The following is a 22249-nucleotide window of genomic DNA, read 5'->3' as shown; positions in this document are numbered from 1 at the left end:
AATCATTTTAGTTTTTCTCCTTTACACTAATGCCTTTGCCTATACTTGTTATAGCTCACATTGTGAGGATATACGCATAGGGCTAGGGGCACATCATAGTAAAACTTATGATACAGGCGTATATCTCTCTGGATATGCTGGAGGACATTGGGATAAGCTCTATATCGCAGGGGGTGTGAATATAGGACAAGTCAATCCTACCTTTGCACCCACAATAGATTCAAATAAGCAAAATTATAATTCTCTTTTAGCTTCTGCCTACGCGCATATTGGCGCAAAACTTGGTGGAGAGAATCCTCTTTTTCTCTATGTTGAAACAAAAATTGAGCGATACAGCATTGGAGAAAATACCACCTTTAGTACAAATCAACTCTTTATGGGCGCATATATCGCCAATCACGCAAAGATAAGCAGTGGCATAATGTTAGAGTTAGGATTAGGAATAAGCCCAAGTATTGTAAGATACTACACAAGCCAAAATGCAGATAAAAACTCTATATCTCAAAGAAACAATATTGATGGAAGCTATCGCATTGATACTTTTATCGGTATACGCTTTAAAAGAGGAGATGAATACAGCAAGAAAAGCGATATTTATGTAAGAGCAATGGGTATTTTTTATCACAATAAAACATATAATACCCCTATCACGCTGCCTCCACGCAATGATTATGCACTTATGCTTGAATGTGGTATAAGCCTTAAAAATTTATTAAGTTAAATTGTAACACTTTTATAAGTTTCTATAATGTTTGGGGAATTTTGTAACTCTTAATGATTATAGAATCTTAGTATATCTTTTTGCTGAAGCAGGGGGTGAGATTCTTGGAGTTGGTGTAAGCAAAGCAAAGGGTAGTAAAAATGAGCCGTTCGTTTGGTATGATGCTCATATCAAGTTTGGAGTAAATATTGCTTCTCAAACAAATCCACTCTTTTTAAATGTAGCGTATTCATTTAATCATCAATGGAATGACGCAATAGGTAAAGACTTTAGGACAGGGCTTCATATGGCTGGATTAGATTTGCACGGCTTCATTCAAAGTGGTGCTAAGACAACTTATGAATACAATGTAGGCTACTACTATGTATTTCACGGCTATCACTATCTTGGCGAAACCCGCTCTGGCATAAATGATTATAGCTATGTGATTAAAGGGCATAGTGGCTTAAAATCTATTTTGTAGTGTCTTTGTCATTTTTACTATGCTTATGTAACCATTGCTTGACTTTTGTAAAGCACTCTTCAAAAACATTCTTATAAGGCTCGCTCTCAATGCCAAAGCTTTCTTGAAGCTTTTCAGTAAGCGCTCTTTGCTCGGCATTAAGCTTTGGAGGATAAGTGATTTTAATCTGTGCGACAAACTTCCCTCTGTATGCGCTATTGACATCTTTTATCCCCTCATTATCAAAAACAAATTGCTCTTTATCCCGTGTATTTGGCGGGATTTTAAGCTCTAATTCTCCACGCAAAGATGGAATCTTAAGCGTTGTGCCAAGCACGATTGAAGTAAAAAATACCGGCACTTCAATATAAACATTCTCTCCATCACGCACAAAATTTTCATCTTCTGCAACACTCACGGCAATATATAAATCTCCCCTGCTACCATTCTTATCAGCATTTCCTCGCCCACCAATGCGGATTCTATTCCCATCATCAATGCCTTCAGGGATACTCACTTCAAAGCTCTCCTCACTTATCTCAAACCCGCTACCCTTACATTTGGAGCATTTCTCGCTTGCACTTTGCCCCTCACCCTTGCAAGTAGGACAAGTTTGCGCAAAAGTCATAAATCCTTGTCGCATATATACCTGTCCCTTACCACCACAATCCTTGCAAGTATTGAGTTTGCCACCTTTAGCACCTGTGCCTTTACAATCACTACACGCAATTTTAAAACTATTATGAATTTCTTTTTTGCACCCAAATACGGCTTCTGTAAAGCTTAACTCTAATCCCACAATCTCATCTAAATTATATTTACCCCCGCCTCGTTTTTGAGTTGAGAATCCAAAGTTGGCACCGAATGCAGATTCAAAAATTGAACCCAAATCCCCAAAAATATCACTAAAATCGCGACCGCTAAAACCACTAAAACCTGAATTTTGCAAGCCTTCCTTGCCATATTTATCATAAATTTGGCGCTTAGAATCATCGCTTAGCACCTCATAGGCTTCATTCACGCGTTTAAACTGCTCTTCTGCATCTTTATCATCAGGGTTTCTATCAGGGTGATATTTAAGTGCCATTTTACGATAAGCTTTTTTGATTGTCTCCTTATCACTTGTGCGCGTAATTTCAAGGATTTCATAATAATCAAATGTCTCCAAAACTCACTCCTACTTTAATCAAAATTAAATCTGAAATTGTAGCGAAATTTTATAAGGCGAAGTTAAATTCTTTATAGCTATGATTGCAAGTTTAATCTTAGTAAGGGCATAATAATGAATCAATATAAATCCAGCCTTAAAGCGTTTTCAGAGCTTATCTCTACACTTGAGAAACTCCCCGCCATTGGCAAAAAAAGTGCGCAAAAAATGGCATATGCTCTCTGTATGGAAAACAAATTCTTAGGGCTTAATATCGCTCACGCCATTGAAAATGCTGCCCTTTTGGTGCAAAAATGCCATAAATGTTTTGGTATAAGCGAAAGCGAGATTTGTGATATTTGTCTTGATAGTTCAAGGGAAAATGGAGAATTATGCATCGTAGCAAATCCACGTGATATTTTTACGCTTGAAGATATGGGAGAATTTAAGGGGCGATATTTTGTGCTAGATTCACAAGGAGATTTAGAGCAAATTGACTTTACGCTCCTTAATCAAAGAATTGATACCGAATCTGTGCGTGAAATTATTTTTGCACTCTCGCCAAGTCTTGCAAATGAAGCAATTATGCTCTATATTGAAGATAAAATTAAAATGCCTTTGCATTTTAGCAAAATCGCACAAGGTGTGCCCACAGGGATAGGACTAGATGCTATTGACCAGCTCTCTCTTTCGCGTGCAATGAGTTTGCGCGTCAAGCTTTAATTAAGAAATAATTAAGAAATAATTAAGAAATAATTAATTTCTTTGGGCGTATAATTTACGCGTTTTCTAACTCCAATAACAGAAAGGAACAAACAATGAAAAAGTTGCTTTTACTCACACTTTTGGGTTTTGCTAGTCTTGCTTTCGCTGATGCTCCTGCAGCATTCAAAAAATGCGTTGCTTGTCACGGACCTGATGCAAAGAAAATTGCTCCGGGCAGCAAAGGTGATGTAACAATAGCTGGTATGGCAAAAGATGATTTGCTCAAAAAGCTTAAAGGTTACAAAGCTAAAACAGAAGATAATGGTGGTGCTAAGGCTATTATGTACGGACAGATGGCAAATGTAAGTGATGCTGATATTGAAGCATTAGCTGATTACATTTCTAAACTTCCTAAATAAATTTATTTATGCGGATATGACATTGTATCCGCATAAGCGACATTATGTCCGAAATAATTATTGATTCTCAATCTTACAAACACAATCTCAATCTCATATCTTCACACATCGGAACAAGCACAGAACTTGCTATTGTATTAAAAGATAATGCCTATGGACACGGCTTAGAGCAAATAAGTACTTTAGCGAGAGAATATGGCATTAAGAGTGTGTTTGTCAAAAACTATGCCGAAGCAATGCAAATCAAAGATGATTTTCCTTGTATTACTGCACTTTATGGAATGCCTCAAGGCACATTCCCTCCTCATATCGCCTTTGTTATTAATCATAAAGAACATATCTCTATCTTGCCAAAAGGCACAAATGTAGAATTAAAAGTGAATGCAGGAATGAATCGCAATGGCATACAAGCAAGTGAGATAAGTGAGTTTGTTGAACTTATTTTGCATCGGGGCTTAAACCTTATAGGTGTATTTTCACATAATGGCTATGGCGATGATATTGATGAAGAATTTGAACGCACACAGGAACGATTTGCACTTATCAAACAAGAAATCAAAGAATTAGCCCAAAAGTATGGATTTCCTCTGCCACGTTTTCACTCCCTAAGCTCCTCTGGGGCAATTCGGGAAGCAATGAATAATAACATTAATGATGATTTGGTGCGCATAGGTATTGCAGCGTATGGTTACCTTGATGTTGCCTTTGAGAATCCTATTAGCGCGAAATTACGCAAAGTTGCAGCCCTCTATGCTGATAGGATTTCTACACGTGTTTTACCCCAAAATGCGCGAATTGGTTATAGTGGTTGCACAAAGATGGATTCTAAAAATATAGTAAGCACTTATGATATAGGCTATGGTGATGGATTTTTCCGCGTGAGTGAGCGACACAAAGTCTATACTGCCAAAGGCTATCAAATCTTGCCCCGCTTGTCAATGGATTGCTTTTCTTGTATGTGTGATGAGAGTAGAATCTGTGTCTTTGATGATGCAAATACAATCGCTCAAGCTTTTGGCACAATCACCTATGAGATTCTAACTCATCTCTCGCCCTTTATCAAACGCACTATTATATAGCTATGTCGCCGCACCTTCCCCAGTTTACAAACATTTCTAGAATCTACCCCTTTACACACACTCCCATAGAATGCTATTTCAACACCTCACCTCGCGATTTTGTGATTAAAGAAATTCCTCTTTATGAGCCAAGCGGAAGTGGTGAGCATTTATTACTTTATGTGCGTAAAAAAGGCTTAAGCACTTTTGAACTCTTAAATATTCTTTCTAGCTCATTAGGTTGTAGAGTGCGTGATATTGGCTATGCAGGGCTTAAAGACAAAGCAGCTACAAGCTATCAATATTTAAGCATTCATCGCTCTTTACAAAATCGTCTTGAATCTGCCTTGCCTCATTTACACTCTCAACATATTAAAATTCTCACTATCACACCTCACAACCATAAACTCAAAATCGGACATCTCAAGGGGAATAGCTTTTTTATGCGCCTCAAAAAAGTTTCCTCAAACAATGCTACTAAACTTCATTCCACATTAGAATTACTCGCTCATAGTGGATTCCCAAATTATTTTGGTAATCAACGTTTTGGCAAAGAAGGGGATAATTTTCAAAGTGGAAAAGCTATCAGTGAGCACAAACTCACGCTTAAAAACAAAAAAATAAGCAATTTTCTCATCTCAAGCTACCAAAGTCATCTTTTTAATGCGTGGCTTAGCTCAAGGATACAACTCGCACAAATACTTCGCTCTTTTAAGCCAAATGAAGTTTTAAGAGCACTGCAAAGCCCAAATTTTCCTACTTTGCATACTTTTGCCAAGTCTTGCACACCTCAACTCATTAAAACTTTGCAAAGCCAAAAACAACCATTTGTGATTCTACAAGGTGATATAATGTGCCATTATCCATTTGGCAAAAACTTTGTATGCGATGATACATTAATAGAATCTACACGTTTTTTGCAAAAAGATATTGCTCCCACGGGCGCGCTCTGTGGCACAAAATTCACTCATTCAAAATGCCTTGCCTATGATATTGAAGAACAATTTTTAGATTCTCAAATCAAAGCAAATGGCACAAGACGTTATGCGTGGGTGTGGGCAGAAAATATAGAGGGGCGATATATTCCACAAGAGGCACATTTTGAATTGCATTTTCATCTCCCTAAAGGAAGCTATGCCACTATTTTCCTTGAAAGCCTACTTAGCACACATAATTGTTAATAATTCGCTATGTCTAAAAGATGTTGTTCTTTCATTGCTTGAGCAATCTCTTCATAACCCTTCAGTGCATCTTGATCGCATAAAACCCATTCATTAAGTCCCTCTAAACTCATCATATGTGCAATTTTTGGGTCATTTTTAAGGGCATTTTGTGATTTCATCATTTCTACAAAGCTTCTTTTTAAGTAAGAATCAAAACTTTTTAGGGTTGTAAAATTACAATGACAATAATCAGGGCTTGTGTAAAAATTCACCATTTGAGGATAATTTCCCTCTTGCATAACCCTCACCCAAGTAGTAGAGCCAATAGCTCCTGCATCTAATTCTCCACTTTTTATTTTATCCAGCACATCAAATTCACTTCGCCCTGTATCGCCGTGTTTGCCCACATCGCTATTAAAGCGGAAGATTCTAAGCATATCATCTGTGCCTTTTTGATTGAGTGAATCAAGTGGCATTTCTCTAAGATTCAATGCACTTTGCTGCAAGTAAAATAAAGGCATAATCGCCGCTTGAGCAGAATCTAAACTCCCTAAACCAAATTTTTTACCCTTCAAATCCTCTAAGCCCTTCATTGTATCTCTCTTGGCTACAAATACACTTTTAAAGCCAATATCAGTATCGCGCATTAAAATTGCCTCTGCACCATTATTTGTGCAATGCTTAGAGCGAATAAAAGCCACATTTGTATTCCAAGCAATATCTATTTTTCCCTCTTTAAGCCACTGCACTTGCCGCTCATAGTTGCTAAATAACACATAATCTAGCCTTATATCTTTAAAATAATCATTAGCATATTCCCTAATCGTATCCCAAATAGGGACAATTTGTGGCGCATACGCCACTGCACCTACTAAAATTGACTTCATATTTACTCCTTTGGTAAAAGTGCATCAGAGAGCCACACTTGTAAAATATCAAGACTTGGCGCCATTACTTGTGAAGCGAACGCATCTCGCAAATATCGCTCTAGTGGTAAGATCTTACTATAAGCTTTTCCTCCACCAAGTCGCATTGCAAGAGCACAAATATCCATAACAAGATGTGTGGCGTTAATCCTACACGCAAATATTTTGCACATTGCATCAGATTCTTTATTATCAAATGCCCTTGCAGCCTCATAAACAAGTGCAATTTGGCTTTGCGTTTTGGTATAGAGTTCTGCGATATGGATTCTCACTAACTCTTTATCTGCCAAAGAGGAGCCATCAGTATATTTTCTACTCTTACAATGACTAAGTGCGCATTCATAAGAAGCCTTTCCCACACCGCTATACACCGCTCCAAGCCCCACGACAAAATACATTGCTACAACTCCAGCTTGCGCTTCACCCTCTCCGTCTTTGCCTAGCAAATATTGTTTTGTATGAAGCTTCACATCATTATATTGCACAGGTTTTGAGACATTTCCGCGCATACCTAACCCATTCCACACGCCCTCTTCGTGATAAATACCCTCCACATTATTGGGTGTAATCCAATTATTTTTACCACCATTTACCTTGCAAGAATTTGTATAAGTAAGATAATAGTTAGCTTGTTGAGCCGAAGTTACAAAGCTTTTGCGCCCTTTTAAGATTCTATACTCTCCCGCTTCTGTCTCTGTTATATCAGGCAAACCAAAGTGTGTCCCAGAGCCACTTTCACTATAAGCAAGAGCAAAAGAAATCTCCCCTTTTGCTATTTTTGGCAAAAATTCCTCTTTTTGCCCCTTTGTCCCAAAAGTTGCAATACAAGCCGTTGCAACATTGTGCATCATATAACAAAGTGCAGTAGAAGCATCAAATTGTGCTAAAGTATAACAAGTTAAAGCGTGATGAGAGCAATTTCCACCGCTTCCGCCATACTCTTTAGGCACAAGTAGCCCCATAAACCCTTGCTTTTTGAGCTCATCATAGGCTTCTTTTGGGAATCTTGCTTCTTTGTCAATAGATTCTGTATGAGGAGCAACAAATACCTTACCAAACTCCGCTGCTTTTTGTTCTAAGTTTTCCAAACTTAACATATTTTCTCCTTACATAAAATTAGGTGTATGAGCCCTGCTTAAATCAAGGGCAAGTTCCTCATCAATGCCACATTCCACAAGCCGCTTTGTGCGATTTTTCTCCATTTTTTTCTTTAATTCCTGCACCTCCTCAAATCCATTCGAAATTAATGCGCTATCCTCACCTCCTCCACGCAATAGAGCCATAGATTCTAAAAGCAGGGAGGATTCGCCACTTTGTGCGTCTAAATAATTTTTACGCGCAAAAACGACTTCCTTTAAGGCAGCAATTTTGGCAGGATTTTGTGCTATTGCTTGTTTCACATTATTGATTCCATAGGCAACGTGGCGACTTTCATCTTTCCTTGCTAAAGCAAGTAAATATGCACTCGCCTCATCTCCTAATGCCCTAAAGCTCTCCTCTAAAAACTTTAATAAATCAATGAAAGTCCCTTCCCCCATAATATGCAGCAAAAAGCTAGATTTGAAATAATCTTTCTCATTCCACAGGCTAAAAAGGCTTTGTTGTGTTGTAAGTGTGGAGTATTGCACACCAAGCCCTGTAATATTTGCCCTTTTGATAAAAGATTCTATATGTCGGCTCTCATCACCGATAATAGAAGAGAGTAAAAGCGGAATAGGCGTGAAAAAGGGTGAAATCTGCCCTAAAAATCGTGCGGGGATATACAGAGCTGAAAACTCATTTTCAGTTAAATAAGTCATAATCTGTGCGATTGCAAATTGCAGGGCTGGGCTAAACTCTGGTATTTCTTGCCATTTTATATCTGTGGTGGCATTCCATTGCGACTTTTTAGAATCCTCATAAATTTGCAAAGCATTACTGCTCCAAATATTATTAGATTCTATACCAAAATGATAATTTGGACTTGCCAATTCCACTTGCACACCATTTGGTGCTAAACCTTGCGCCGATGGACTTATGTGAGAATGACAATCAAATTTTTGGAATCTTGTGGGGGATTTTTTGCACAAGATATACACAAAATTACCCTTAGAATCTGCATTTTGACTTATTGCACACTTTTGGACAAACTCCTCACCTTTGAAAGCACACCACATAATAAGGTCATTTTCTAAATTATCTACATCACTTACAACTTCTATCAATGCGCCTTTTTCTGTTAATAAAAAAGCATTTTCAAGTCGCATAAAAAAGAGTGTGCCAAGCGGTAAGCCACCCATAAAGCAGACGGATTTCAAAGAATTTTGCATAAAATGACTTTGTGTTAAAACTACATTCAAGTTTAGGAAGACTTGTATTCTTTCTTACAGAAAGCTTAGGAAGAAATGATAAAAATATTTAACTTAAATAACTCTTAAGGCAGATACCTTTCATATAAAGTTTAAAATATCTTCTAATACTTGCTCTTTATTTATTTCATTTAAAATCTCGTGTCTTGCACCCTCATAAAGTATCAACTCCACATTAAAGCCGCATTGCTCATATTGATATGCAATTTTCTCTACACCTGCACCAAAATCTCCACAACTATCACAGCTACCACTTATAATTAAAAGCGGAAGATTCTCTCCTTGTAGCCCTCGCATATCATTTACCTGTCTCATACCCTCAAAAAGTCCTATAAAGCTCTCTAGACTGAAAATAAACTGACACGCACTATCTGCCTTATATGCCTCTACTATGGCTTTATCGCGACAAAGCCACGCAAAGCCACCTTTTGTATTATCTTCATCCTCATTGTGTAAAAATGGTTTATTAAAACTGCCAAAAGAAAGATTATTAATTAAATGCTTCCCCCATTGCTCAAGTCGGCAGACATTAAGCATCTGTGCCAATGCTTGTCCAAAGCCAACAAGTGGATTGTATGCAGGTGAGCCTGATAAAATAAGTGTATCAAGCTCGTGTTTATAACTTTTAAGGTAACTACGCGCAAGTAGAGAACCCATAGAATGCCCAAGTAAGACAAATTTTTGCGGCTTAAAATGCTGTTTGAGCAAAAGCGTAAGCTGGTGCATATCTGCCACTGCTTTATCAAATCCACTGGCATTATTTGCCTCATTTTGTGCACTTCCCTTCATTTCACCCCATATATGATACCTATCAATACTCTTTCCGTGCCCTCTATGATCATTTATCGCCACAATAAATCCCGCTTTGGCAAGAGATTTGCCTACCCACTCATAACGTCCTTTATGTTCTACCATACCGTGTGCTATTTGAATGACAACAACATACTCTGACAAAATGCTTGGCATATATACATCATAAAAGATTCTAAGTCCATCTTGTGCTGAAATAAAACTATTATCTTTTTGTATAAAAATTTCTTCTGTAATATTTTTTTGCATATTTTATTCCTTATTCTTTTTAAGCCATTGTTCTAGCTCTATTTGTCCTCCATTAAACACATTTAAATCAATATACTTTTCAGCCCCGCTATATCCCTTTAATACACCTTTTGGATTATACTGCCAAAATATCCACGAGTTTTTATCAAAATACACATTAAACAACCTTGCCCATAGAGAATGTGGGGCAAAAAATACCGAACGTATCCATAATGGATTATCTTTATATCGCCCACGCAAATACATATCATAAAAACTAGGTGTTGTATAAATAATAGGCTTTACTCCATAGTATTGCTCTAAGTGCAAAAGAAGCTTATCAAGCTCTTTATATACAGATTGAGCACTTGGAGGATTGCTTGCCTTTGTGCCATAAAATTCTATATCTATCACAGGAGGTAATCTCTTAGGAGATTTATCATTTTGCACATTACGAATAAAATTTTCTGCCTGCGTAAGCCCACTGCTATCAAAGCTAAAAAAATGATAAGCTCCTACAAATAATCCTTGATTATGTGCATTTTCAAAATTATATGCAAAACGTTTATCTACCCATTTGCTTCCCTCTGTGGCTTTGATAAAAGCAAAGCTAATGCCTTGCTCTTTTAGAATCTTCCATTCAATTTGCCCCTGATGAGCAGAGACATCTACACCTTTGATAGGATATGCCTTATCACTTGGCATATTAAACCACACTACACCATTATGCTGCAAAATAAAAAAAATAAAACCTAACACACATAGCACACCTATACGAATGGCAAACTTCCCTACTCGCCGTAAAAACACTAAATAGCGCAAATATTGCAATCTCACTTTAATCTCGCATCATATTTTTCAAGCAAAAATGATGGCTGATAGGAAAGTTTCGCCTTTCGCAAGCCCTCAATGCCCAAATCTTCCTCACGATTAACATAGCGATGATTTGAAAATTCATTTTTTAACAAAGCTTGATTAATCGCTTGATATGCACCACTAAAAGCAATATTAGCCTTTTCAATATGAATAAGTGCCAAATCGTCATCAATCTCTTCACCAAAACTAAAAGCGATAATCTCCCCATCACAACGCAAAAGCCCTCCTCGCAATGAGAGTTTATCAAAATGAGAGAGAGCATCATTAATGCCTAGATTCTCAAAATATAATCCCTTATCTTCGCTATTTCCTGCTTCAAACCACATATTATTTACTTTTAGAACTTCGGTAAGATTAGCATTTGAAAAAGATTCATATTGTGTTTGTGGATATGTAAGCCAAAAACGATTCAAATGATTTTTTTTCTTATGAAACTTGCGTCCAGAAAGTGTTATAAGCTCCTCTACATTATACACATAATCAAATCTATCACGTCTTTGAGTGATTTCAAAAGTATGTGGAAAATAAGATTCAAGCTCTTCTACTTCATTACTTTGCAAAGAATGCAGCTCAAGCGGTAATGATAAGTCTTTATAAAATTGTATGAGGGATTCTATAATGGGTTTTTTATCTCCTGCTCCCAATGGATAGAATACAAATGGATTTTGATGAGGATAGCGTGTCTGCACAATGAGATGTTCTTGTAAAAATGTATAGCTAATCTCGCGTGAATGTCGCCACATAAACATATTGCTAAAATTCATATCTGATAGCCATCGTCCTTTCTGATTTGTAAATGGTTCTAGAAGTGTTCTATCTTCAAGTTCTATTTTTTTAAACTCCATTATTTCTCCTTAGTTGCCTATATTGCATTTATTTTTTAATATCAGTAAAAATATAACTTCCAAGCCATTTTATTTCATCACTTCTCTTAGCAAAAAGTCGCTGCAATGGTTTATCAAGGTAATGCCCCTCACAATCAATAAAAAATCCTGTTTTAAAGCTCTCATTTGAGCGAATCGGACGCGAATCTATTTTTGTAAGATTAATACCCTCTTTTTCAAAATCACCCAATAAACGAAATAAAGTGCCTACTTGGTCATCATTTTTGAGATTCACAAAAAGAGAGGTTTTATCCTTTCCACTAGGTGCATTCGCAAAATCACTCACTATCACAAAACGAGTTTTATTATTTTGGGAATCCTCAATATGTTCAAACATCAATGGCAAATTATAAAGCTTTCCTGCAATTTTAGAGCCAATAGCCGCACTTTGCGGGTTACTAGCAGCAAGTTGCACAGCACGTGCTGTTGAATCTGTAGGAATCTGTTCAATATGATGAAGATTATGTGCGTGAAGAAATTTTTGACATTGCCCAAATGCAATATCTTTAGAAAAAATCTTTTTCACTTCGCTCAAATGCTCACAGCTACTCAAAAAACTATGATGAATAGGCAAAATGATTTCTGCAATAATTTTAAAATCATAATATGCTAAAAAGTCAATACTCTCACCTACCATACCATTTGTATTATTCTCAAGTGGTATTACGCCATATTTTACACGTTTATAAGCAAGAGATTCAAAAACTGCACTGATAGTATTAAGTGGTATATACTTGCTCATTGCGCCAAATCGTTCTTCTGCCGCCTGATGCGTATAACTCCCTACAGGTCCTAAAAATGCCACTTTTTCAGGTAACTCCAAATTGCGCGAAATAGCAAAAATTTCTTGATAAATTGCCTCAATGGCACGTTCATTTAAATATTTACTTTCTCTTTGACTCAAACGTTCAATAATTTCCCTCTCTCGCTCTGGGCGATAAATTGCTCCGCCTTGCTTGGTCTTATGTGCTCCTACTTGTGCTACAAGCGCCATACGCTTTTGCAAAGCATCAAAAATCTCCGAATCAATGCTATCAATCTCATTACGGAGAGTTTGGAGTATCGTATCTTGTGGTATTTGAGGCATAATATGTCCTTATCTTGTTTTAGGGATTCTCTCCATCTTCTGATTGAAGAGGCATTTCTAAAGTATCTTCAAGCAATCTCTCCTCATCTTCTATCATTTTCTCAAAAGATTCTCTATGTTTAATAAGCCGTGCATTGCCTTGCATAAGAGCTACTTCTGCAGGACGAGGACGCGTATTATAATTACTTGCCATACTATAACCATACGCTCCAGCATTTTTAAGCACGAGCACATCTCCTGCCTGAAGTGGTGGAAGTTTAATATTTTTCGCCAAATAATCGCTGCTCTCACAAATAGGTCCTACAATATCGCATAGGCTAGACTCTAAAGAAGAATCTACTCTTTTATCTTTTAAAAAATATTCCACTTGATGCGTAGCACGATAAAGTGCAGGGCGCATTAAATCATTCATCGCTGCATCTACAATTACAAAACGTTTATGTCCATTATGCTTTTCATAGAGCACACGCGTAAGCAAAACGCCACTCTCCCCTACAAGAAATCGTCCGGGCTCACATATAATTGTTAAATCAAGCCCATACAATGCTTCCAAAATAGCTTGAGCATAATCATATGGATTAATAAGGGATTCATCAGTATAGCGAATCCCTATACCCCCACCAATATCAAAAAATTTCAAATCAATTTTAAGGGCAAGAAGAGAATGTGTAAGTTGTGCTATTTTTTGTGCAGATTGTTTAATTGGCTCTAAATCTGTAATTTGTGAGCCAATATGAAAATGAATCCCGATAGGCTCAAGAAATTGAGCATTTTTAGCAAAAATATACATAGATTTTGCCTGCTCTATATCTACGCCGAATTTATTTTCATTCAATCCTGTTGAGATATAAGGGTGAGTTTTAGCATCAATATTTGGATTAACACGCACTGATATTCTTGCTATTTTATCAAGTTTTTTTGCAATAGATTCTATACGCAATAATTCCTCTTCGCTCTCCACATTTAAAAATAGAATATCACTTTGAAGTGCTTCTTCAATTTCATTATCTTGTTTTCCTACACCACTAAAAATAATTTTATATTTAGGAATCCCGGCTCTTAAAGCGCGTCTTACTTCACCGATAGATACACAATCCGCTCCGCTCCCAAGTTGAGCTAGGTGATGAATAATAGAGAGATTAGAATTTGCCTTAAGTGCATAACAAATGAGCGATTTACGCGCTTTAAAAGCGTCTTTTATCGCACAAAATGCTTGAGTAATGCGCTCCAAATCATATACATAAAGTGGTGTTTGATAAGTATCTGCAAGGGCAAAATAATGTGTTTGCTCCATAATTACTCCGAATTTATCATTTCAATTACTTTTATAAATGATAATTTTAGCCACAATAGCATAATATTATGTTAAAATCTAATATGTAATAACAATTTTCTCTATCAAGGATTGCTATGGCGTTATCTCCAGATGGTGTCTTTATGCTCATAAGCATATTTTTTGTGGCTTTATTCGTGCTTATTTCTTTGTTATATATTTTTGGTCCAGCACCCAAAAAACCTGAATATCAATTTAAAGAAGAAGAGCGAAAAATAAGTATTGAAGATATTATGAAAATCCTTGATTCTCCTAAAAGCGATTTGCCCACGCTTAAAAAAGCAGCTGATATGTTTTTTGACAATTATGACAAACTTACCTTAAACGATTATCGCAAAAAGAGTTTCCTTTTTGCAATTACTACACACGCGCGCACCTCAACTGAACTCATTATGAATACAGAAAAACGTTTAAGGGAGCTTAATCCCGGTTTAGAAAAAGATCTTAATAAAACACTCCATCGTGCTCTTGATGCACGAGATATAATGGCTACTTGAATGTGTAAAATTATCAATTATGTGCCTTTACTTTGCTTATTGGTATGTTTTGGTGCGTGTAGTCAAGAGAATGAAGATGTTATCACAGAGCCAACATCAAAAACTCCTGCAAAACACCATTTTGCACCCTTAAGCGAATTTGAAAAAGTGAAATTATCTCAATATCTCAATGATAGTGTTTCCACAAGAGATTTATATGAGAAATCTTGTAAAAATGGTAATAAAGAATCTTGTGATGTGTTCAAATGGACTTATGCACCTTTGTATAAGATTTGGGGAGCAAATGCCCATAAAGCAAGCGAGCAGAAACAAGCTCAAAAAGCCTATATGAACCAACTCATAGATGAATATCGTGCAACCTGTGGCGATGATAGAGATATACTTACACTTATCACAAAGAATTCTTTTACTTCTGAATCCGCCCACCACATCGCACTTAATTGGAAAGACACCAATTATTCGCAATCTTGCGTATCTCTTGCTCATCGCCTCAATGCAGTGGCACATTATGATTTTAGATTCAAAAATCCTCCCTCTTATGCTATAAAAGAGGCGGCGTTAAGCAATTTGAGTGCGTGTTTAAAGCACAATAATATTACCTCTTGCCTTTTTGCACAAAATTTAAGCTTTGCTGGAGGTCCTGATACACTTGCATTCCTCCCACCACTAAATTTAAATATTGCATATTTAGCAAGTGAGCAGGGCAAAATCTTAAGTTTGGAAAGATTAGAGCAAATAGCAGCTCTGCAATCTTTAGATTCGGACACAATCCAAGAGAAACAATATTTTCTATTTAACTTAGCACTTTTATACAAAAATGATTTAAGAAATCTTGAGAGAGCATTTTATAAATCAACAAGAGAGTATCGCGAAGAATGTCTGGAAATTGAATACAAAGCACAAGATGAAGTAATGGCACAAACAACACAAGATTTCATACATATAAGCTGTGAAAAGGGTGAAGAGTGCAGAAATGAGAGTGTATATAGCAGATGGTTTAAACGACATTTTAAGTGCTGTTACTATAATGATAATGGAGTAAAATATCCACTTGAGGACAAGTGTGCTGCTATTTTAGAGCGCACAGAACCACAAGTAAGAGAACTCATAACTTCAACTCTTCCAAAGATAAATGCTGTGTATAAATCATACCAGTTAGCTCTTGAAACAGGTAAGGAATACTTTGCCAAAGCTTGTGAAGCAGGTATGCAGGATCTTTATTGTGAGCGTTTAGAATATCTAAATATAGGCGAGCCCTATTGGGAACTCCCAGAAGAGAGTGTGTGCCCACCAATAAAGCTCCTAGACAAAACTCTACAACCCAATTAATGTTTATGCTGTGTAGGCTGAATATCTTTATTGTCAGCAAGATTTTGCGATGAGACTTTTTCCAAAAAGTTTAGAATCTTTGCAGCGGCTTGCATATATGCCTTTGCACTTTGAGAATCTGGCTCAAAAAATGCAATAGGCTTACCACTATCACCACCCTCACGCACTTTTGGTTCAAGCGGCACTTGAGCAAGTATATGCGTAGAATATTCATTTGCTAGCACTTCGCTTGTGCCTTTACCAAAAATATCATATTCTTTACCACAATCTGGGCAAATAAAACCACTCATATTTTCAATAATCCCCGCAATTGGCACTTTAAGCTTATCAAACATATCTAAACTTCTCGCGCTATCATCAAGGCTTACTTTTTGTGGAGTTGTTACGATAACACCCGCACTCACAGGCACACTTTGAGCAAGAGTAAGCTGTGCATCGCCTGTGCCCGGTGGCATATCAATCACAAGCACATCAAGATTACTCCAAATCACATCTGTAAGCATTTGCTCAATCGCGCGCATAATCATAGGACCCCGCCAAATGAGGCTTTGCCCCTCATCATAAAGCACACCCATACTCATCATTTCAACACCAAAAGCTTTGAGTGGAATAAGCTTTTTTTGACTTTCATCTACTTGAGCCTTATTGGCATTAAGCCCGAGCATTCGCGGAATATTAGGACCATAAATATCTGCATCAAGCAAGCCTACTTTTTTGCCCTGCTGTGCAAGAGCAATTGCAAGATTCACGCTTGAAGTAGATTTTCCCACACCACCTTTACCAGAGCTTACCATTACAAAATGTTTAATATGTGGAGCAAGATTCTTAGTTTTTGGTTGAGGCTGTGGTGCAGGTTTAGGAGAATTGATTTCAAGATGTAAAGTCGCTCCTTGCAATACACTTTCAAGTTTTTGACTTATCTCTTGTCTTAATTTTTCAATTATTTCTTGTGAGCTTGAAGGTATATCTATACGAACTCTTACCTCATTATCGCTTACTTTCACTTCTTTAAGAAAACCAAAACTCACGATGTCTTTTGAAAAATTAGGATAAATCACACTTGATAAAATTTCTGTGATTTGTTCTTGATTTTGTGGCATATTCTATCCTTCCTTTATGTAAAGTATCTGAATGCTTGCTAAAACTCCTGTTTAACAATATCATTTATATCTCAAAGATTTAAGAAATTATAACAATTAATATTTAACCCTTGACTTTGATTGTATCTTCCCTAGAGTTATAAAATATTTGTATAAATAATATGTAATCTATTTAAAATATGTTAAAATTCGCATAAACCCACTTAAATTGGATAGAATTTATGCTTCTTGCGATTTATAGCGTATGTGTATTTATTTTTATCGGTTACATTGCAAAACTTTTGCGGCTTGTAGGAAATAAGCAAAGCGGTATTTTGCTTGGCTTTTTGCTCAATTTTGCACTGCCAGCACAAATCTTTAATGGCACTTATCACGCCGATATTGATAGTGTATTTTTTTCTGTATGTTTGGTAAGCTTTCTTTGCTCTATAAGCGGCGGTTTGGTACTTTTTGCGATTGGCAAAGCTTTAAAATTCAATCGAGATTCTATTATCACAATGAGCTTTATGGGAGCATTTGGCAACACACTTTTTTTAGGACTACCCATTGTTAATGGCGCACTTGGCGAAGCATATGCAAATAAAGTGATTATTTATGACCAAATTGTTACAGGTATTCCTATCGCTTTCCTTGCACCACTTATTCTAAGTCTTGGAGGCAAAGGAAGTTTTCGCCCCAAAGCGATTGCTTTGAGGCTTTTTCAAAGTCCTCTTTTCCTTGCTTTACTCTGTGGCTTAGCACTCAAATTTTTACCTATAAAAATCCCCGATGAACTCTTTCTCCCGCTTAAAAGCCTCGCTCAAACTGCTACTCCCGTGGCACTTTTTGCTATCGGGGTGCAAATGAGTCTTCAATCTATTAAAGAGGAATGGAAGCCAACTTCAATTTTGCTCTTTGGCAAAATGTTTATTGCACCTTTGTTACTTTTTAGTGCCGTAAAGATTGGTTTTAACGAATTTAATGATTTATGGCGTATGGCACTTATTGAAGTTGCTATGCCCCCAGTAGTAAGCGCTGGAGCAATTGTCATTAGAGCAGGATTAAATGCAAGACTTGCTGTAAGCGCTATCGCTTTTGGTATTTTACTTAGTTTTGTGAGTGTACCCCTATGGCTTACTCTCACATAATCTTACATTGAAAGGTGGAACAATGTTTCAAAAATATCTTATCCCTCTGTGTATCGTTACAATCATCTATCTTGTCTCTACGAGTGAGGCTCTTACAAGCGTTACTGCTGGACTTGCAATTTTGCTCTTTGGTATGCTTAGCCTTGGTAATGGCTTTAGAGTGTTTAATGGAGGCTTTTTAGAGAATCTTCTCACTTCATCAACGAATACCTCTATTAAAAGTGTAAGTTTTGGAGCAATAGCTACAGCAATTATGCAAAGTTCCTCTCTTGTTTCTGTGCTTTCTATATCTTTTGTTTCAGCTGCACTCCTTAATCTTTCTCAAGGTATTGGCGTAATGTTTGGGGCAAATCTCGGTAATAGTGCCGGTTCGTGGCTTATTGCAGGAGTAAGCGGTATGAAAATTTCAGCCCTTGCGTTGCCACTCGTTGTAGGCGGTGTATTGTTCAATTTTCAAAATAATAAAACTGCAAAAGGCGTAGGACAAATTTTTATTGGCATTGGATTCTTTTTCTTGGGTGTCTCTTACATTAAAGAAGGCTTTGAAGAATACAAAGAAATCATTGACTTCTCACAATATTCCATAGAAGGCTTAAGAGGAGTGCTCTTTTTCGTAGGACTTGGTGCATTAATGACAGCTATCGTGCAAAGCTCACACGCCACACTCACTATTATCATTGCTGCATTTGCTGCAGGAAGCTTGACTTATGAAAATGCCCTAGCAGCCACACTTGGCACAAGCGTTGGTGGTGTAGTAACTGCAGCAGTAGCCTCACTTAGCACAAATATAGATGGTAAGCGCCTAGCTGCAGCAAATTGTATTTTTAACTTCGGTATTGCCCTACTTGTAATTGCAACATTTGATTATTTTGTATGGGTTAATAGCACATTTGCTTCGCTTCTTGGTTTGGGTGAAGAAAGTGTGTTACGCATTGCTTTGTTTCACACACTCTTTAATCTTGTGGCAGTCGTTATTTTGCTTCCATTAATACCTAAAATAGCTACCATACTTGAAAAATCTATGACACAAAAAGATACTCAAGTAGATAAACCCCTTTATATTAACAGCACAATCGTGCGTTACCCAGATACTGCTTTTATTGCCCTTACTAAAGAAATTGAACATCTCTACCAAAATGCTTTTGAGCTTATTGCGCACTCTTTGGGTTTTTCACGTGCAGATATTACCAGTGATAAAAATATGAGTGAGGTATTAAAAAAAGATGTATGGAAAAAAGAGGATATTGATATTGAAATTTTTTATATCAAAAAAATCAAAGTGCTTTTTAATGCCATACTTGATTTTTCTACACAAGTGCAAGCTCACACGCAAGATGCAGCTTATATTTCCAAATTTGCGCTTCTTACTTCATCTTCGCGGCATATTGTTGAGGCTATAAAAAGTATGGAACTTTTACAACCCAATCTGAAAAAAAATAGTGTATCTAAAAATTCAATTCTCTCAAGCGAATATAATAATCTAAGATTGCATCTTGCTGAACTTTTGCGCAGTATCCAAGAAATAGGATTCGATAGACAAATCCACCCTGAAGAAGCTATTATTAAGCTTAAAGCGCAAAAAAAGACATTCAAAAAAATAGACAAAGATTCTATTGTGCATATAGAATCTATGCTAAGCAAAAAAGAAATTAGTGTCTCTAATAGCACTTCGCTTCTCAATGCAATAGGTTTTAGCCACAATATTGCCAAAGAACTTGCGAATGCAATCATTCAAATCCAAAAAACATATATAGAAAAAGATGAAGTGCCAAATGATATTATAGGAGGCAATGATAATGAATCAAGAGAAGGTCTTGCTGAAAAATAAACGATTTATTCTAAGTTTTATATTTATCGCTATATGCACTATTGTAGGCATTATAGCTTATGTATTCCTGCATCAAAAATACTCTAATCCGCCAAGTTTAGAATCTATTGTGGCTAAATATGACCACCTTAGCCCTACACAATGGGGCGAGAAACTAGAAGGCATTACTTCACTTTTGCCTGATAAAAGTAAGCCTGTTGCATATCTCACATTTGATGCTTGTGGTGGGGCGTATGATAAGGCATTGATTGATTATTTAATAGCTCATAATATTCAAGCCACCTTATTTATTAATGCACGTTGGATTCATAAACACACAGATGATTTTATAAAACTCGCTCAAAATCCGCTTTTTTCTATCCAAAATCACGGCACAAAGCACCTTCCTCTTAGCGTAAATGGCAAATCAATTTATCATATCAAAGGCACAGATTCTGTGAGCGGAGTATATAAAGAGATTATGGATAATGATGAGCTTATTTTTAAACTCACAGGTAAAAAGCCACATTATTTTCGCTCTGGCACAGCATATTATGATGAAATAGCAGTATCCATACTCAAAGATTTGGGTTATAAAATTGGTGGATTTGATGTATTGGGCGATGGTGGAGCAACTTTTTCTAAGCAAAAGATTATCAAACAAGCGCAAAAAGCGCGTAATGGTTCAATTCTTATTTATCATTTCAATAAACCTCAAAGCGATACATTTGCAGGAATTAAAGAAGTGGTGCCTATGCTTTTGGAGAAAGGTTTTTATTTTGGAAAGCTTGAAGAATAAAAGAAAGCCTCTCCCTTAGATAAGGGAAAAGGCTAAAGGCAAGACTTAGTTACCTTTTACGATTGTTGTTGAAGTTGTGTAAAGTCCAAGAATACTCCATATTTTAGTATCTACACTTTTAATTTGTGAGATATTACCAGCTTTTGCTGCTGCATCAACAGAACAATTACCAACACTAACTAAACCAAGAATGTTTGAGCATTTTGCTTGTCCTTGTTTAGAATCTCCACCTGTTGAAGTTGCTGCCACAGGACCTGTCATATCAGAATACAACACACCTGAAGCAAGTCCTGCGGTGCTACCTATTGCACAACCACTAAAAAGTGCTACTGCACCACCAAAACCTAGAGCTAAAACTAGCTTTTTCATATAAACTCCTTAAAGAAATAATGACGCATTGGATTAAATCCTTAATGCTGGAATTTGATTATACAAAAAAAAAAAAAAACAAAAGTCAAGGGTAAATCAATCCTTTTACGCTCAAGGTAAAATTAATAATTTTCTCTCTTTGCTATATACACGCCAAAAATAATAATTACAATGCCACATATTTCATATATACCAAGATGCTCTCCTAAGAACAAAAAGCCCATAAAAGCAGCAATCACAGGAGCAAAAAGCAGTAAAAATGAGGAAGTTTGAGTATTGACTTTGCCCATAATATAATTAAAGAATCCTTGCCCTATTACTTGTCCGCAAAGAGCAATAAGCACCACTATACCCCAATCTTTGGTATCCTTTGGCACTTCAAAACCTTCAAAAATAAGCACTAAAGCTAAAAGCACGATGCTTGAACCCACACAGGCAAAAAGCATAATCTCAAATGTGCCATATTTGCGCCGTAGTGAGTAAATCACACCCAAAAAACAGCTATAACACAACACACTCAAAAATGCCATAAAATCTCCATAAGGTGTTGCCACACTTAGTGCTCCTTTACCACCCATAAGCACAAATACACCAATAATTGCCACAAACCCGCCAAAGAAAAAGCTCTTTTTAATTTTCTCTTTAAAAAAAATAATGCCAATAGGTATAAGAATAAAACACGCAAGAGAAGCAAAAAGATTAACATTTGCTACACTTGTATGCCGCAAAGCAAGGTTGAAAAAAAGCAAATCAAAAGCAAAAAATACACCCGCCACAAACATTAAAGAAATATCTTTCAACGGAATACTAAATATATTATGTTTTAAATGAGCCATAAACCAAAAAATAGGCAAGGCAAGAATGATTCTATAAAATGCCAAATTAAGCGGTGACATATCTGTGAGTTTGACAAGCACACTTGCATAAATAATAAAACATTCTGCCATAAGAGCCACAGCAATAAAAAAAGGTGTATTTTTAGATGGAGACATCATCTATCCTTAAGAGGGTTAAGGGCTATATTATAGCACAAACACCCATACAAATTTATGCTATAATATATTGTTTAAATTG

General features: G+C 36.5%; 23 protein-coding genes. 11 read left to right on the top strand and 12 right to left on the bottom strand.

The genetic code is table 11. From position 1 onward, the window contains the following. Positions 1-175: 175 nt before the first annotated feature. Both HH_RS07380 and HH_RS07375 read left to right on the top strand, forming a co-directional pair. Entirely contained in the window at positions 176-721 is a 546-nt protein-coding gene (locus HH_RS07380) for a hypothetical protein (RefSeq protein WP_011116361.1), read from the top strand. 31 nt (positions 722-752) lie between these two features. Next, positions 753-1184 carry a hypothetical protein gene (locus HH_RS07375; protein WP_011116360.1) on the top strand — a complete coding sequence of 144 codons (432 nt, stop codon included), beginning with the start codon at positions 753-755 and terminating at the stop codon, positions 1182-1184. On the opposite strand, the gene dnaJ is transcribed toward HH_RS07375, so the two are convergent. After that, a complete protein-coding gene (dnaJ, locus tag HH_RS07370; protein WP_011116359.1) occupies positions 1174-2331 on the bottom strand; it encodes a molecular chaperone DnaJ in 1158 nt (385 codons plus the stop codon). The genes HH_RS07375 and dnaJ overlap by 11 nt on opposite strands. A 114-nt stretch (positions 2332-2445) precedes the next feature. Here dnaJ and recR point away from each other — a divergent pair, with 114 nt between their 5' ends. From recR to truD, 4 genes are all read left to right on the top strand, one after another. Then, on the top strand, positions 2446-3033 hold the full coding sequence (gene recR / locus HH_RS07365) for a recombination mediator RecR (RefSeq protein ID WP_011116358.1): 588 nt from the start codon (positions 2446-2448) through the stop codon (positions 3031-3033). Positions 3034-3128: 95 nt separating this feature from the next. Further along, positions 3129-3434, top strand: coding sequence for a c-type cytochrome (locus HH_RS07360; RefSeq protein ID WP_011116357.1), 306 nt, complete (start codon positions 3129-3131; stop codon positions 3432-3434). 44 nt (positions 3435-3478) lie between these two features. Then, positions 3479-4513 carry an alanine racemase gene (locus tag HH_RS07355; protein ID WP_011116356.1) on the top strand — a complete coding sequence of 345 codons (1035 nt, stop codon included), beginning with the start codon at positions 3479-3481 and terminating at the stop codon, positions 4511-4513. 2 nt (positions 4514-4515) lie between these two features. Then, positions 4516-5673 (top strand): tRNA pseudouridine(13) synthase TruD, encoded by a 1158-nt coding sequence (truD, locus tag HH_RS07350; RefSeq protein ID WP_011116355.1) that lies wholly within the window; start codon positions 4516-4518, stop codon positions 5671-5673. On the opposite strand, the gene HH_RS07345 is transcribed toward truD, so the two are convergent. The 8 genes from HH_RS07345 to lysA all read right to left on the bottom strand — a co-directional run bounded on the left by HH_RS07345 (position 5670) and on the right by lysA (position 14108). Then, entirely contained in the window at positions 5670-6542 is an 873-nt protein-coding gene (locus HH_RS07345) for a phosphate/phosphite/phosphonate ABC transporter substrate-binding protein (RefSeq protein ID WP_011116354.1), read from the bottom strand. The genes truD and HH_RS07345 overlap by 4 nt on opposite strands. A gap of 2 nt (positions 6543-6544) precedes the next feature. After that, positions 6545-7678, bottom strand: a complete 1134-nt coding sequence (locus HH_RS07340) for an acyl-CoA dehydrogenase family protein (protein WP_011116353.1) — start codon at positions 7676-7678, stop codon at positions 6545-6547. Positions 7679-7687: 9 nt separating this feature from the next. Further along, positions 7688-8890, bottom strand: a complete 1203-nt coding sequence (locus tag HH_RS07335) for a ferritin-like domain-containing protein (protein WP_041309128.1) — start codon at positions 8888-8890, stop codon at positions 7688-7690. A 120-nt stretch (positions 8891-9010) separates the two neighbouring features. After that, positions 9011-9988 (bottom strand): alpha/beta fold hydrolase, encoded by a 978-nt coding sequence (locus tag HH_RS07330; RefSeq protein ID WP_011116351.1) that lies wholly within the window; start codon positions 9986-9988, stop codon positions 9011-9013. A gap of 3 nt (positions 9989-9991) precedes the next feature. Further along, positions 9992-10804, bottom strand: coding sequence for a glycoside hydrolase family 25 protein (locus HH_RS07325; protein WP_041309127.1), 813 nt, complete (start codon positions 10802-10804; stop codon positions 9992-9994). Then, positions 10801-11688: a DUF2156 domain-containing protein gene (locus tag HH_RS07320; protein ID WP_011116349.1), complete on the bottom strand. Its 888-nt coding sequence runs from the start codon at positions 11686-11688 to the stop codon at positions 10801-10803. The genes HH_RS07325 and HH_RS07320 overlap by 4 nt, the downstream gene beginning before the upstream one ends. Before the next feature lie 28 nt (positions 11689-11716). Continuing rightward, positions 11717-12814, bottom strand: a complete 1098-nt coding sequence (pheA, locus tag HH_RS07315) for a chorismate mutase (protein ID WP_011116348.1) — start codon at positions 12812-12814, stop codon at positions 11717-11719. A gap of 19 nt (positions 12815-12833) precedes the next feature. Beyond that, positions 12834-14108, bottom strand: coding sequence for a diaminopimelate decarboxylase (gene lysA, locus HH_RS07310; protein WP_011116347.1), 1275 nt, complete (start codon positions 14106-14108; stop codon positions 12834-12836). Positions 14109-14224: 116 nt separating this feature from the next. Here lysA and HH_RS07305 point away from each other — a divergent pair, with 116 nt between their 5' ends. Further along, a complete protein-coding gene (locus tag HH_RS07305; RefSeq protein WP_034367217.1) occupies positions 14225-14644 on the top strand; it encodes a hypothetical protein in 420 nt (139 codons plus the stop codon). Next, a complete protein-coding gene (locus HH_RS07300) occupies positions 14645-15973 on the top strand; it encodes a hypothetical protein (RefSeq protein ID WP_011116346.1) in 1329 nt (442 codons plus the stop codon). On the opposite strand, the gene HH_RS07295 is transcribed toward HH_RS07300, so the two are convergent. Next, entirely contained in the window at positions 15970-17073 is a 1104-nt protein-coding gene (locus HH_RS07295) for an Mrp/NBP35 family ATP-binding protein (protein ID WP_011116345.1), read from the bottom strand. The two genes, HH_RS07300 and HH_RS07295, sit on opposite strands and share 4 nt — an antisense overlap. Positions 17074-17294: 221 nt before the next feature. On the opposite strand from HH_RS07295, the gene HH_RS07290 reads away from it, so the two are divergent. Genes HH_RS07290 through HH_RS07280 form a run of 3 tightly spaced genes read left to right on the top strand, consistent with a single transcriptional unit; the run spans position 17295 to position 20806 of the window. Further along, positions 17295-18200: an AEC family transporter gene (locus HH_RS07290; protein WP_011116344.1), complete on the top strand. Its 906-nt coding sequence runs from the start codon at positions 17295-17297 to the stop codon at positions 18198-18200. A 22-nt stretch (positions 18201-18222) separates the two neighbouring features. Then, a complete protein-coding gene (locus HH_RS07285) occupies positions 18223-20028 on the top strand; it encodes a Na/Pi cotransporter family protein (protein ID WP_011116343.1) in 1806 nt (601 codons plus the stop codon). Further along, complete coding sequence (locus HH_RS07280; protein WP_011116342.1) at positions 19997-20806, top strand: polysaccharide deacetylase family protein; 810 nt, start codon at positions 19997-19999, stop codon at positions 20804-20806. The genes HH_RS07285 and HH_RS07280 overlap by 32 nt, the downstream gene beginning before the upstream one ends. A 45-nt stretch (positions 20807-20851) precedes the next feature. On the opposite strand, the gene HH_RS07275 is transcribed toward HH_RS07280, so the two are convergent. Together HH_RS07275 and HH_RS07270 are read right to left on the bottom strand one after the other, a co-directional pair. Then, a complete protein-coding gene (locus HH_RS07275; protein WP_011116341.1) occupies positions 20852-21175 on the bottom strand; it encodes a TRL-like family protein in 324 nt (107 codons plus the stop codon). A gap of 122 nt (positions 21176-21297) precedes the next feature. After that, entirely contained in the window at positions 21298-22167 is an 870-nt protein-coding gene (locus HH_RS07270; RefSeq protein ID WP_011116340.1) for a DMT family transporter, read from the bottom strand. Positions 22168-22249 lie beyond the last annotated feature (82 nt).

The organism is Helicobacter hepaticus ATCC 51449 (genome assembly GCF_000007905.1).
GTDB classification, from domain to species: domain Bacteria; phylum Campylobacterota; class Campylobacteria; order Campylobacterales; family Helicobacteraceae; genus Helicobacter_C; species Helicobacter_C hepaticus.
The sequence above is the reverse complement of the archived record's forward strand: the minus strand, read 5'-3'. Positions and strand labels throughout refer to the sequence as shown.